Annotated in this window: 10 protein-coding genes and 1 tRNA gene; 7 read left to right on the top strand and 4 right to left on the bottom strand. The window is 40.7% G+C overall.

Going from position 1 to position 13,830, the window contains the following annotated elements; genetic code table 11:
• Positions 1 to 16 precede the first annotated feature (16 nt).
• From glnE to HLV59_RS02745, 3 genes are all read right to left on the bottom strand, one after another.
• Positions 17 to 2,767: a bifunctional [glutamate--ammonia ligase]-adenylyl-L-tyrosine phosphorylase/[glutamate--ammonia-ligase] adenylyltransferase gene (gene glnE, locus HLV59_RS02755; RefSeq protein WP_171429279.1), complete on the bottom strand. Its 2,751-nt coding sequence runs from the start codon at positions 2,765 to 2,767 to the stop codon at positions 17 to 19.
• Between the two features lie 67 nt (positions 2,768 to 2,834).
• Positions 2,835 to 4,106: a sensor histidine kinase gene (locus tag HLV59_RS02750; RefSeq protein ID WP_016143488.1), complete on the bottom strand. Its 1,272-nt coding sequence runs from the start codon at positions 4,104 to 4,106 to the stop codon at positions 2,835 to 2,837.
• Between the two features lie 529 nt (positions 4,107 to 4,635).
• Positions 4,636 to 4,722: transfer RNA gene (locus HLV59_RS02745), tRNA-Leu, on the bottom strand.
• Between the two features lie 182 nt (positions 4,723 to 4,904).
• Between HLV59_RS02745 and queA the strand changes: the two genes are divergently transcribed.
• The 5 genes from queA (at position 4,905) to secF (ending at position 10,724) form a co-directional block, all read left to right on the top strand.
• Entirely contained in the window at positions 4,905 to 5,942 is a 1,038-nt protein-coding gene (queA, locus tag HLV59_RS02740; RefSeq protein ID WP_151748767.1) for a tRNA preQ1(34) S-adenosylmethionine ribosyltransferase-isomerase QueA, read from the top strand.
• 294 nt (positions 5,943 to 6,236) lie between these two features.
• Entirely contained in the window at positions 6,237 to 7,370 is a 1,134-nt protein-coding gene (tgt, locus tag HLV59_RS02735) for a tRNA guanosine(34) transglycosylase Tgt (RefSeq protein ID WP_002116306.1), read from the top strand.
• A 97-nt stretch (positions 7,371 to 7,467) separates the two neighbouring features.
• Positions 7,468 to 7,797: a preprotein translocase subunit YajC gene (gene yajC, locus HLV59_RS02730; RefSeq protein ID WP_016143490.1), complete on the top strand. Its 330-nt coding sequence runs from the start codon at positions 7,468 to 7,470 to the stop codon at positions 7,795 to 7,797.
• Between the two features lie 51 nt (positions 7,798 to 7,848).
• Positions 7,849 to 9,750, top strand: a complete 1,902-nt coding sequence (gene secD / locus HLV59_RS02725; RefSeq protein WP_171429278.1) for a protein translocase subunit SecD — start codon at positions 7,849 to 7,851, stop codon at positions 9,748 to 9,750.
• 8 nt (positions 9,751 to 9,758) lie between these two features.
• Entirely contained in the window at positions 9,759 to 10,724 is a 966-nt protein-coding gene (secF, locus tag HLV59_RS02720; protein ID WP_025470486.1) for a protein translocase subunit SecF, read from the top strand.
• 60 nt (positions 10,725 to 10,784) lie between these two features.
• Here the strand turns inward: secF and coaBC are convergent, their stop codons facing one another.
• Complete coding sequence (gene coaBC, locus HLV59_RS02715) at positions 10,785 to 12,038, bottom strand: bifunctional phosphopantothenoylcysteine decarboxylase/phosphopantothenate--cysteine ligase CoaBC (protein WP_057105036.1); 1,254 nt, start codon at positions 12,036 to 12,038, stop codon at positions 10,785 to 10,787.
• Between the two features lie 99 nt (positions 12,039 to 12,137).
• On the opposite strand from coaBC, the gene radC reads away from it, so the two are divergent.
• Complete coding sequence (gene radC, locus HLV59_RS02710; protein WP_080648585.1) at positions 12,138 to 12,857, top strand: RadC family protein; 720 nt, start codon at positions 12,138 to 12,140, stop codon at positions 12,855 to 12,857.
• A 61-nt stretch (positions 12,858 to 12,918) separates the two neighbouring features.
• A complete protein-coding gene (locus HLV59_RS02705; RefSeq protein WP_005064169.1) occupies positions 12,919 to 13,830 on the top strand; it encodes a bestrophin family protein in 912 nt (303 codons plus the stop codon).

Here is a 13,830-nt window from a genome sequence, read left to right as displayed (position 1 = left end):
CCAAATTGTTATAAAATCATTCACTATCCAACTCAACCGAAGCGGTTGGGTCTATTAATCTTTGCCATAAATTGCAAACGACCGCACGGGTACTACGCCAGTCCGCTGCGCTGACTTGCATGGATTGATTTGCAAGGGCTAAACGGTGGCTTTCGGCACGTTCACTAAGATAGGCTCGAATTAATGCTGTGGCATCTTCACTGGATAAGCAGTCTGCTTTAGCAGCATCTTCTAATATTCTTACATTATCAGAATAATGGGCGAGATCGGGTTTCGTCCCGCTCCATGCAAGTACAGCATACTGTGCCATAAATTCGATATCGACGATACCACCTGCGTCCTGTTTTAAATGAAAAATACCATGTTTTTTTTGTTCAGAAGACGAACCTAGGTGGTCTTTCATTTTCTGACGCATTTTCAACACTTCTTCACGAACATAAGCCTCATCTCTAGATTGAGTCAATATCTCGCGTCGAAATATTTCAAATTTTTGGCAAAGCACCTCATCACCTGCAATAGAGCGCGCACGTACTAATGCCTGGTGTTCCCAAAGCCATGCACTTTTCAACTGATAGTGTTCATAGGCTTTCAGGCTTGTTACCAATAAACCTGCTTCACCTGAAGGTCTTAAGCGTGTATCAATTTCATAGACACGACCATCTAGCGTTTGCGTAGTCATCAAAGACATAAACTTTTGAGCAACACGCATAGCAAATTCAAAACCACTAATTGACTTGGTTCCATCCGTATCGGATTGTTCATCTAGGTAATGAATAAAGACAAGGTCTAAGTCAGAACCATAGCCCAGCTCAATACCACCCACTTTGCCATAACCAATAACAGCAAAAGCTTTATAGTCGAGTGAACAGCGTTTCCCATCAACATCTTTAGGGTAACCATGGCGCTTCGCCACAGTTTGATAAGCTAAATGGAGGGTTGCATTAACACTAACTTCAGCAATATCTGTTAATGCATCAGATACCTTCATGAGAGGGCTTTCAGCTAGCACATCACTTGCAGCAACAGTTAATACATTGCTCTTTTTAAACAGGCGAAGTGCTCGCATTTGATCTTCGACTTGATCAATCTCAATACGAAGTAACTGCTGACGTAATGAGTCTTCTAAGTCCTTACGTTTTGGTAGCTCAAAGTCCATCGACAAAAACTCATCCAGCAGTACCGGATATTGAGTTAACTCTTCACAAATCCACGGACTTACAGTCGCCATTTTCACTAAGCGTTGTAATGCCCCTTTACTTTCAATCAGCATCACCAAATACACGGTTCGACGCATGACCGATTCAATAAGCGGCATTAAACGTAATAATGCAGTTTGTGGGTGTTCTGACTGCAAGATCGCTTCAATTAAATGAGGCCAAAACGTTTTTAAACGTTGCACAGCATTTGAAGGAAGTTTTTTGAGTGCATGCCCATGCCAAAACTCATGAATCAGATTTTTCGCATTGTCATCTAGTACTTCATCTAGCTGCTGCTCTAACTGCCCATAATTCTCTGTTGCTGCATTAGAGCTGGTATCTTCAATGAGTTGCTTAAATTGAACTTTTACTTTTTGACGTTTCTCATTGAGAACATCAATAAATTCATTCCAGCTTGCGAAACCCAAAGTATCTATAATGCGTTGTCTTAGGTCTAATTCTTCTGGTAATAACTGGGTTTGCTGATCGTTAAGAGCTTGAATTGCATGTTCAACACGGCGTAAAAACAGGTATGCATCTTCAAGTTCTAATACAGCTTGTTTTTCTAATAAACCTGCTTCGCCAATATGTTCTAAGCTGACTAAACATTGACGGTCTTGTAACTCACGTTTAGACCCGCCGTAAATAAGCTGAAAGACCTGAACAATAAACTCAATCTCGCGAATACCACCTGCGCCGAGTTTAATATCATCCTCAATATGACGGCGTAACACTTCACGCTCAATCATTGCTTTCATATCACGCATGGCAGCAAAGGCGGTGTAATCGACATAACGACGGAATACAAAAGGACGAGTCATCTCTAACAAGTCCTGCCCTTCTTTCCCACCGGTTACAACACGCGCTTTAATCCATGCATAACGTTCCCATTCACGCCCATGCTGACTTAAATATTTTTCTAAAGCGGCATGACTAATCGCTAATGCTGAGCCATCACCCCAAGGGCGCAAGCGCATGTCGACTCGAAACACAAAACCATCTGCGGTAATGTGCTCAAGTAAATAAATGAGTTTTTGTCCCCACAAAATACAGAACTGCTGTACATCAATGCATTTGCGGCCATTGGTTTCGCCTTGCTCATCAAAGGCAAAAATCAAATCGATATCACTCGATAAGTTAAGCTCTTGAGCACCAAGTTTACCCATGGCAACAACAATTAAATTTTGAACTTTGCCAGTGTAGCTCACAGGTTCACCGTGTTTGGCCACAAGTGCTACACGCGCAAAATCCTTTGCTGCACAGATACTGGCATCGGCAAAATCAGAAAGTTCACGAGTGAGTGTGACAACATCGGTAAGCTGATTGGCATCCTGCCAGATCCAACGGAACATTAAACGACAACGTAAAATGCGCAGACCACGCATCCAAAGCGTTTCATCATTAATTCCATCTAATGTGGTTTGTACGAACTGGTAAATCTGTTCGGTCGAGAGCGGCGCAGTAAATTGATCTATTTGATAATCTTTTTCTAAAACAGCTTGATGCAAGCCTAAAACTTGTTCTGCGTACTGACTCGCACGCAATGTTTTTTGTAACTGCTCCGCATTCATATAAAAAGCTCTTTTCCTCGTACTCTCTTTTTAGTTATAGCAGTTCGAGTAGTGCTAGGAAAAGGGATTAGACTAATTTTGCTTCCGATGTAGAATGATGTTCGGTAAGCGTCTCGTGACTTTCTTGAGCTGAAGGCAGTAAAACTTTAAATGTTGTTCCAACACCTTCTTTAGAACTAACGTCAATTTGTCCCTGATTAATCTCGACAAAACGCTTACAAAGACTCAAACCTAAGCCTGCGCCTTTTTCACCTGCGGTTCCTTTAAAACTGGCTGTAATACGGGGATGGAACAAATTTGTCATTTGTTTTTCGGTCATGCCTAAACCAGTGTCTCGAACTATTATTTCTATATTTTTATCAGCTTGCCGAGCTTCAATAAAAACTTTACCCGATCCATCAATGTCGGTAAATTTCAGCGCGTTTGACACCAAATTTTGGATTACAGAGGTCATCATATTGATATCGGCATAGATATTTAAATCATCTGGAACATCATTGACCAGTTCAATATTTTTCTTTAAAGCTAATGTGCGCAGTACATCGCAAACAATATTGCTGACTTGTCTAAGCTTAAAGTTAATCGGGTGATAAACAAAACGCCCTCCTTCTGCCATCGCCCATGTTAGTAAACTTTCAAGTAAGTTATAGGTCGATTGCGAGGTGTCGTATAAATAATCTGCAATATTTTGAATACTAGATTCATCTAAGGTTTCACGCTCTTTAGCGAGTACCTCTGAAAATCCGAGCAGTCCATGAAACGGCGCACGTAAGTCATGCGAAATAATTGAGAAAAACTTTGTTTTACTCGAATTAATCGCTACCTGTTGTTCATAGAGTTCGTTTAACTCTTCATAGTTAAACTTCAACTCGACTTGCTGCATAAAAGTAGAACAATAATCGAGCAGTAGTTGAATATCGTCATCTTCAAATGTTGCCGCATCGTCATCAAAAAAGACAGCAAAACCCATCGAGGTTTTATCAGGGTGTAAAAGATGCACGGCCAATGCCCTGCTGCACTCAATATTTAATTCTTTTAAATAATTGATTAAATTTTGATAAGAAGGATGTAAGTGATTAATGATCTGTTGTTTGGCGAAACACTGTTTTAAATGCTTTGATGGCTTAAACGAGATTGCCGTCATACCTTCAGGACAACGGTGCCAAAAGTAAGGTTCCTGATTAAAAGTCAATAAGGCTTTTTTACAATTCAAAAGACGAAGACTAAACCGGAAAAATTGCTCGATATAGTTCTGCTCGGCATTTAATCCAAGCAACAGAGATATCCTACAAGCACTTAACTGCTCAACCTGATTTAGTTCTAAACGTTGGAATGTCATTGCCCGCCTCACAGATTTTGTCGTTTTTGGTCGGAACCGCTCTCAATCAAGAAATGTACTTATAATCATTATGATCTACTACAAACTTTAACACAGTACATAAAAAGAGCAACGTTCTTTTCGAAATAGAAATGTGAAGTTTCAATTAAAGGTTTTCAGATACATAAAGTGGGTATGCTTTGGAAAAATACAACAAATGTTTGAAGGTAGAGAATTGTAAGATGTTAGAAATGCGAGTTCAGAATATTAGTAAAACATAGTGTAAAAAATAATATTTGAATAAGAGCTTAGATTTTTGATCAGTTTCACTTTTATCAAACTCATTTTGTATTTAAAGAAAAACTTCTTGAGCTTAAAAATTGAAAGATTTTTATAAACTCTAAATTTATGGCTAGAAATTCGAGCCCGACCCTCGGGATTAAATAATCATTTCATAATTTCTTAAGCTCTATCCACTTTTTTATATCCAACAAAAAACCCCTAAACCGTTAGTTTAGGGGTTTTCGTAGAATCATAAAATTCTGAATCTTGGTCCCGAGGGTCGGACTCGAACCGACACGTCATCTCTGACAGCGGATTTTGAGTCCGCCGCGTCTACCAATTTCACCACCTCGGGAGAGGAAGTATGTTTGTGTTGCGTATATTAGCGCGTTTGTAAAACTTGTCAAACCCTAAGTGAATATTATCGTTCACTTTTAGATCATTTAAACATTTTTCATGATTTAGGTTAGAAGCACAGCCATAAAAAAGCGAAAAAGTTTATACTAGGCGCAATTTTTGCGGTGTTTTTTCTCAAATATGCAACTGTCTGACTTTTCCTTTGAATTACCTGATGAACTTATTGCCCGTTACCCTCTTGAAACACGTAGTGCTTCACGGTTATTGCACCTAGATTCAAAGGGTCAATATCACGATCACATGTTCACAGACATTATCGATCTGTTCGAAGAAGGTGATCTGTTAGTGCTTAATGACACCAAGGTCATGAAAGCTCGACTTAAAGGAAAACGTTCTACAGGTGGTGCGATTGAGATTTTGGTTGAGCGCATGCTGAACCACACCACAGCGTATTGTCATATTAAATCAAGCAACTCACCTAAAGCAGGTGCCGAGCTTTTTGTCGGTGCCGACAATATTCCAGTGATTGTACGTGGCCGTCACGAAAATTTATTCGTGGTTGAGTTTTCACAGCCGATCTTGTCTGTACTTGAGCAATATGGGCAGTTACCTATTCCGCCTTACTTTAACCGTGAAGCAGAAGAAATTGATACGGAACGCTATCAAACGGTTTTCCATAATCCTGAAAAAATTGCCAGTGTTGCGGCTCCTACTGCGAGCTTGCACTTTGACGAAGAGTTACTAGCAAAGTTAGAGCAAAAAAATGTTCAAAAATCTTTTGTGACTTTACACGTCGGTGCTGGCACATTTATGCCTGTTCGTACTGATGACATTACCAATCATGTCATGCACAGTGAATGGTGTGATGTTCCTCAAGAAACTATTGATTTAATTTTGGCGACTAAAGCACGTGGCAATAAAGTGATTGCTGTAGGTACAACCGCGACACGTGCTTTAGAAAGTGCAGCTCAAGCTCATGGCGGTAAAATTGCAGCTTGGACTGGCGACACGCAAATCTTTATCTATCCAGGTTATGAGTTCTGCATCGTGGATCGTTTAATTACCAACTTCCATTTGCCAGAATCTACCCTGCTTATGTTGGTATCAGCACTATCAAATCGAGATAACATTTTAGCTGCCTATGAACATGCAGTTAAAAGCCACTATCGTTTCTTTAGCTATGGCGATGCAATGCTGATTGATAAACTTGAAGTTTAAAAATTAAAATTCTGATCGATATTGTTAATCATCTATATACGTTCTCTATGAAAGGATGTAAATATTTAGCAATATCGATTAGCTTTACCAAGCCGATTATAATTTTTACCAGCCTAAATTTTAGATATTTCCTTCTTTAAAATATCTATGCCATAAAACCTATCCTTAGTTTCTCCCATCTTTTTATATAACGGCTACATTTAGTAGTAGAACTACGTCGCAGAATCAAGGAAAATAGCCCTCTTTTTAGCAGCGAACTGTTTCTTCGCCTCTGCTCGTGTTCAGGATTTTTAGATGAAGTTTGAAAAATTAGGTCAGTCGGGGCGCGCCCGTCGTGGTCGTTTAACTTTAGAACATGGTGTTGTTGAAACACCTGTTTTTATGCCAGTGGGGACTTACGGCACAGTCAAAGGCATGTTACCTCGTGACATCGAAGACATTCAGGCACAAATTATTTTAGGGAATACCTTCCATTTATATTTGCGTCCGGGTCTTGAAGTGATTAAAGAACACGGTGGTTTGCATGACTTTATAAAATGGAATAAGCCAATTTTAACTGACTCTGGCGGCTTTCAGGTTTTTAGTCTTGGCGCAATGCGCAAAATCAAAGAGGAAGGTGTTACTTTCCGCTCACCGATTGATGGTTCAAAAGTGTTTTTATCACCTGAAATTTCTATGGAAATTCAGCAGGTCTTGAACTCTGATATCGTCATGATTTTTGATGAATGTACACCTTACCCTGCAACGCATGAAGAAGCACAGAAATCATTGCAGCTTTCTTTACGCTGGGCAAAACGTTGTAAAACCCATCACCATGATGAGCTCAAAAATCACAATGCGTTATTTGGCATTATTCAAGGCGGCATGTATGAAGACTTACGCGATGAGTCTTTAAATGGCCTTTTAGAAATCGGTTTTGATGGTTATGCCATTGGTGGTTTATCTGTTGGTGAACCTAAAGAAGAGATGATCAAAGTTTTAGATTATCTACCGAATAAAATGCCACATGATAAACCGCGTTATTTGATGGGCGTTGGTAAACCAGAAGATATCGTTGAAGCGGTGCGCCGTGGTGTCGATATGTTTGACTGTGTAATGCCGACTCGTAATGCTCGAAACGGTCATTATTTTGTCACGGATGGTCTGGTACGTATTCGTAATAGTAAATACCGTCATGACCAAAGTCCGCTCGATCCACATTGCGATTGCTACACTTGTAAGAACTTTACCCGTGCTTATCTATTCCACCTTGAAAAATGTGGAGAAATGTTAGCGTCTATGCTCGGTACTATTCACAACTTACGTTATTACCAACGTTTGACTGAAGGTATGCGTGATGCATTAGACAATGGCACATTTGATGAATTTGTTCAGGACTTTTATGCCCGTCGTGGTTTAGAAGTTCCGCCATGTCCTGTTGATGAATAAGCCAGATTTGCGCTCAACCTCAAGACAAGGTAAATTGCAAAACGAATTAGGATTATGTCAGTTATCTGACTCATATTTTTAACTTTAGGAAATCAAAATGAGCTTTTTAATTTCTGCTGCTCATGCAGCACCGGCAGCTGGCCCAACTACTGGTATTTTGCCGAACATCTTGATGATTGTCGTATTCGTTGCAATCTTTTATTTCTTAATTTGGCGTCCTCAAGCAAAACGCGCTAAAGAACACCGCACCTTAATCGAAAGCTTAGGTGTAGGTAGTGAAGTTGTTTTTGCTGGTGGTTTAATGGGCAAAGTGACCAAAATTGAGGGTGACTATGCAGTTGTTGAACTTAGCCGTGGTGTAGAAGTAAAAATTCAGCGTGCCAGCGTAATTTCAGTATTACCTGAAGGCACTCTAAATAACCTTTAATCATAAAACAGTCGTGCTTTAGCACGGCTTTTTCATTTAAGAAGAAAGCGAATGCGTTACCCTGCATGGAAATATTTACTGATTCTGGTTGTTCTGGTAATCAGTACATTATACGCACTGCCTAGTCTATATCCGGATGAGCCCGCTGTTCAAATTTCCGGTGCCAAAGCTGGTACCCAAATTGATCAAAGTGTGGTGAAAAAAGCAGAGCAAATTTTAAAAACAGCAAATATTGCAAGCCATGACAATACTTTTACAAATAATGCTGCCCTATTGCGTGTCAGTTCATCTGAAGCGCAGTTAAAGGCAAAAGAAGTATTACGTCGTGACTTAGGTGATGAATATGTTGTCGCCCTAAACCTTGCACCAACCACACCGGAATGGCTGCAAAAGATTGGGGCAAAACCAATGAAACTTGGTTTGGACTTACGTGGTGGTGTCCACTTCTTGCTTGAAGTAGATATGGACAAAGCCGTTGCCCAACGTATGGAAACCTCTGCCACCGATTTGCGTCGTCAGTTCCGTGAAAACAAGATCAAATTTAACAGTCTTGCATTAACGAATAATGTGATCACTGTTCAATTTGCTGACAATACTGACCGTGATGCAGCAATGGATTTTCTACGTCGTAATGGGAATGAATATACCCAACAGGCATTAGCAAGCTCTACAGGTTCTACTTTAAAGCTTACTTATACTGATGTACGTCGCCAAGAAATTCAGTCATATGCTGTAAATCAGAACTTAACAACATTACGTAATCGTATTAACGAACTTGGTGTTGCAGAAGCATTGGTACAAAGTCAGGGTAGCAACCGTATTGTTGTTGAATTACCGGGTGTACAAGATACTGCTGAAGCTAAGCGTGTTTTAGGACGTACAGCGAACCTCGAATTCCGTTTAGTTTCTGACCTAAATGATCAATATATTGATCCATATACCGGTAAATATAATGGCCAACCCTTACCTCCGGGCACAGAAGTTTTTGCTTATGAGTCTTTAGATAGCGGCCGTCAACTCTTGTTGCAACGTAACCGAATCTTGACTGGTGAGCGTGTTCAAAATGCGAGCTCTGGCTTTAGTCAGGACTCTGGCGGTGCCGAGGTAAATATTACGCTCGACAGTGCTGGCGGTAAGCTAATGTCTGATGCAACCCGTAATGCTGTTGGTAAACGCATGGCGGTATTGTTCATCGAGAACAAGCAAAAAATTAACTATGTCACAGATCCAAAAACTGGTGCACAAACAGAAGTTCGTACGCCATACACTGAGTCTGTAGTCATTAATGCAGCAACAGTTCAAGCTGTTTTAGGTTCAACTTTCCGTATTACCGGTTTAAGTTCTCCTCAAGAAGCATCTGAACTTGCATTAATGCTTCGTGCTGGTGCTTTAGCTGCACCAATGTACTTTGTTGAAGAGCGTGTAGTGGGTCCAAGCCTTGGCCAAGAAAACATTGATAAAGGTGTATTGTCTACTCAAATCGGCTTCTTGCTCGTTGCAATCTGGATGGTAGTCTTCTTCCGTCTATTCGGTTTAATCGCAAACTTTGCGCTTGTGTTTAACTTGGCAATGATTTTAACCGTGATGTCATGGATTGGAGCTTCCCTCACCTTACCGGGTATTGCCGGTATCGTTATTACCATTGGTATGGCGGTCGATGCGAACGTATTAATATGCGAGCGTATCCGAGAAGAAATACTCTGGGGGGCCTCACCCAAACAGGCCATTGTGGCCGGTTATGATCGAGCCTATAACACCATTTTTGACTCGAACTTAACCACGTTCCTCGTTGCATTCATTCTGTTTGCAATTGGTACAGGCCCAATTAAAGGTTTCGCCGTAACATTAATGATCGGTATTATTTGTTCGATGTTTACTGCAATTACAGTAACTCGTGCAATCGTACAAATCATTTATGGTAAACGCCGTAATTTGAAAAAGTTGAGCATTTAAGGAGATCGATGATGACTAAAGTGACTCAACAAGATTCAAAACAATATGGTCGTCCGGATGATGCAAAAATCATCCCGTTCATGAAGATTGCCAAACCTGCGGCAATCTTCTCGATCCTTATTACTTTGGCAAGTATTTTCTTTATTGCGACTAAAGGTCTTAACTTAGGTTTAGACTTTACGGGTGGTGTTTCAGCTGAGCTTAACTATGCTCAACCAGCAAATCAGTCTGAAGTTATTCAGGCGCTCGATAAAGCTGGTTTTAAAGATGCTGTAGTACAAACTTTAGGTAGTAATAAAGACTTACTTGTGCGTATGCCAGTACAAGAAGTTAAGGTTGAAGATCTTAATAACGCGATCACTAAGGCTGTACAATTACCAAATAATCCTGCCGAAGTTCATAAAGTGGATTCTGTAGGTGGTCAAGTTGGTAATGAACTCTATGTTCGTTCTGCTGGTGCCGTTGCACTTGCACTTATCTTAATGTTGATCTACGTGACCATTCGCTTTGAGTTTAAACTCGCGATGGGTGCCGTAATGTCTTTATTCCACGACATCATCATTATCATTGGTGCTTTTGCATTATTCCAATGGCCATTTGACCTTACAGTGTTAGCTGCGGTACTTGCTGTTATTGGTTTCTCGCTTAACGATAACATTGTAGTGTCAGACCGTATCCGTGAAAATTTCCGTAAAATTCGCGGTGCGACTCCTCGTGAAATCGTCGATATTGCTTTAACTGAAACTTTACGTCGTACCATTCATACATCAATGACGCTATTGCTAGTTGTTCTAGCGATGATGTTCTTAGGTGGTGATGGCCTACACTGGTTCTCTGTTGCAATGTTTGTTGGTGTATTTGTTGGTACTTATTCTTCGATTTATATCGGTACTGCATTTGCATTATGGCGTGGTCTTAACCGTCAAGACTTCATTGTTCAGGTTAAACCTGAATTTGAAGATGAAATCCCTTGATTGTCTAAATAAGACTATAAAAAAACCGCGATTTATTCGCGGTTTTTTATTTAAAACATATTATTTACGGCGCAGAGCATCCGAAATAGCTTCAACCAACTGCTGAGAAATTTCTTGTTTAGATGCTTTCTCTAACTCACGCTTTTTCATGTGATAGCTTTCAGCAAAGAAAACTGTCATCGCATTCTCATCAGAAGCAAATCCAATATCAGCACGTGATACATCGTTGCAGGCAATCATGTCTAGTTTTTTAGCAACAAGTTTCCCTGCCGCATATTCCTCAACATTTTGTGTTTCGGCTGCAAAGCCCACCATAAATGGACGTTTTTCCTGACCTGCGATTGTTGCCACAATATCTGGATTTTTTACAAGGGAAACGTTCAACTCATCCCCTGCTTTCTTAATTTTATGCTCAGCAACTTCTGCTACGCGATAGTCGGCGACTGCGGCAGTTGCAATAAAAATATCGCAGCCTGTTTCTAACGAGTCCATACTGACATCAAGCATCTGTCGTGCTGAGGCAACATTTACACGTTGAACACCATTTGGTGTATCTAAACTCACAGGCCCAGCAATCAGAGTCACTTGCGCACCAGCAGCATAACAAGCGGCAGCTAAAGCGAAGCCCATTTTGCCAGTACTATGGTTTGAGATATAACGGACAGGGTCAATCGCTTCACGTGTTGGTCCAGCAGTAATAACCACTCGCTTACCAGCCAACAAACCAAATTTTTCAGCAATGGCACGTTGAGCTTGATGGAAATAGCCAGCGACTTGGCGAGCAATTTCTTCTGGCTCTGGCATACGGCCTAAACCAACATCACCACATGCCTGTTCACCCGCATCCGGCATGATCACATGTACGCCATCTTCGACTAAGGTTTGTAAATTTCGCTGAGTTGCTTTAGCCGCCCACATTTGCTGGTTCATCGCGGGAGCTACCCAGACAGGAGATTTAGTTGCTAAAAATACTGTGCTGAGTAAATCATCGGCCAAACCATTTGCAAATTTAGCCAATGTGTCACAGCTTGCAGGTGCGACTAGTAATAAATCAGCCCAACGCGCTAATTCAATATGTCCCATACCCGCCTCAGCCGCCGGGTCTAGAAGTTCAGTATGAACAGGATTACCAGAAAGAGCCTGAAAAGTTAGTGGGGTAATAAATGCCTGAGCACCATGTGTCATCACCACTCGCACGTCAAAGCCATAATCTTTGAGGCGGCGGACTAAAATGGCACTTTTATAGGCAGCAATTCCGCCAGTAACAGCTAAAACAATGTTTTTATGAGGAATAACGCTTAGATCAAAGCTCACGAACAGGATACCTTTCTGTTGCAGTGGCGCTCACAATAGCATTAAATACGCGCAGACCCAAGATTGATTGGGCAAACAAAATAAAATTTTAAGCGAATTATGCTGGGGAATATGAATACTTCTATTAAAAATTGGCCTGAACAAGAACGGCCAAGAGAACGGTTATTACAACAAGGTCCACAAAGTCTATCAGATGCAGAACTGCTGGCGATTTTTCTTCGCTCAGGTTCAAGGCAACATTCAGCAGTCGAATTGTCACGTTTACTCATTCAACATTTTGGTAGCCTTAATGCAGTGTTTGATGCGCCATTAAGTGAGTTAACTCAATTTAATGGGATTGGAGCAACGAAATATTCACAATTACTGGCAGTCAAAGAACTAGGACGGCGTTATCTCGATCATCATTTTCAAAAAAATAATCTCAGCCTTCATTCATCTGACTTAGTTTTGGATTATCTGCGCTACGAATTAAAGGGCGAGAAACAAGAAGTTTTTGCGGTCTTGTGTCTAGACCCTGAACTCAGAAAACTCCATTTTAAAAAGCTATTCTTTGGTTCAGTTCAGCATTGTGCGGTTTCGGTCAATCAAACGTTAAGATACGCATTACAACAACATGCTTGTCAGCTCGTTATTGCTCACAATCATCCCTTTGGCTCACCACAACCATCTTCCGAAGATATAGCCTTAACTCAACAGCTTGAACAGGCTTGTCAACTTGTCGAAATTCGTCTGCTCGACCATTTTATTATCTCACCAGAAGGAAGCTTTTCCTTTGCTGAACAACAACTGCTCAACCCACCAACAATATCAGTTCAATGATATTGACAAAGTACGACTAAGCCTAGAAGATCAAAACAAAAATAGCGACGTTTAAAATAAAATGATTGTTCGGGAACAGCCTAGTATTTTCAAAGTATTATTCTCTTGGCGAGGCACAATTTTACCCAAAATTTTACCCTCCCTAGGCGTTGTAATGCTGATCTCGGCAATCATTGGTGGAGTGGAATACATCAATCTTTATCGCTTTCCAGAGATTCCTTTGGTTGGCTTTACACTCATTGGGGTCGTACTTTCTATTTTCCTAGGATTTAAAAATACTGCATGTTATGACCGTTGGTGGGAAGCCCGAAAATTATGGGGCGTTTTGATTGCAACTTCGCGTCATTTTGACCGAGACTGTCGTATTTTAACTCAAGCTCGCCGTGAGCGTGTGATTCAACACGTGATTGTTTTCGCAAATGTATTACGTGACCGTTTACGTCGCCAAACGGCGAATCCAACTGAGTTAATACAAACCAGTGGTATGAGTCAGCAAGCACTCACTCAACTCTACCAACAAAATAACGCCCCTCAGTACACACTTAGCCTCATTCACTGGGAATTGTTGCAAGCGCTTAAAGAAGGTGAAATCTCTGACATCATTTATGCACAAATGAATAAAAATGTTGCTGACTTAAGCGTCGTCCAGACTGGCTGTGACCGAATTGCCAATACACCCATTCCATTTGCTTATTCAGTTTTACTCAACCGCACAGTCTATTTTTTCTGTTTTATGTTGCCGTTTAGTCTGGGTTCATTGCTTGGATTAGCAACGCCTTTATTGGTGGGAATTTTGGCATACACATTCTTAGGTCTGGATGCACTAAGTTCTGAAATTGAAGAACCATTCGGTACTCAAAGTAATGATTTGCCGCTAGATGCTATGGTACGTAGTATCGAGATTGAACTGTTAGGGACACTCGGTAAACCTACTCCACCGCCTATTCAGGCTCAAGACAACAACTTATTGTAA

It is taken from the genome of Acinetobacter lactucae (assembly GCF_013122135.1).
In the GTDB taxonomy this organism is placed as follows: domain Bacteria; phylum Pseudomonadota; class Gammaproteobacteria; order Pseudomonadales; family Moraxellaceae; genus Acinetobacter; species Acinetobacter lactucae.
The sequence above is the reverse complement of the archived record's forward strand: the minus strand, read 5'-3'. Positions and strand labels throughout refer to the sequence as shown.

What these genes read in the sequence shown, in the direction of transcription:
- yajC (WP_016143490.1), top strand. Translation starts at nt 7,468, where the DNA reads ATGAGCTTTTTAATTTCTGCTGCTCATGCAGCACCGGCAGCTGGCCCA.
- queA (WP_151748767.1), top strand. Translation starts at nt 4,905, where the DNA reads ATGCAACTGTCTGACTTTTCCTTTGAATTACCTGATGAACTTATTGCC.
- secD (WP_171429278.1), top strand. Translation starts at nt 7,849, where the DNA reads ATGCGTTACCCTGCATGGAAATATTTACTGATTCTGGTTGTTCTGGTA.
- HLV59_RS02750 (WP_016143488.1), bottom strand. Translation starts at nt 4,106, where the DNA reads ATGACATTCCAACGTTTAGAACTAAATCAGGTTGAGCAGTTAAGTGCT.
- secF (WP_025470486.1), top strand. Translation starts at nt 9,759, where the DNA reads ATGATGACTAAAGTGACTCAACAAGATTCAAAACAATATGGTCGTCCG.
- tgt (WP_002116306.1), top strand. Translation starts at nt 6,237, where the DNA reads ATGAAGTTTGAAAAATTAGGTCAGTCGGGGCGCGCCCGTCGTGGTCGT.
- glnE (WP_171429279.1), bottom strand. Translation starts at nt 2,767, where the DNA reads ATGAATGCGGAGCAGTTACAAAAAACATTGCGTGCGAGTCAGTACGCA.
- radC (WP_080648585.1), top strand. Translation starts at nt 12,138, where the DNA reads ATGCTGGGGAATATGAATACTTCTATTAAAAATTGGCCTGAACAAGAA.
- HLV59_RS02705 (WP_005064169.1), top strand. Translation starts at nt 12,919, where the DNA reads ATGATTGTTCGGGAACAGCCTAGTATTTTCAAAGTATTATTCTCTTGG.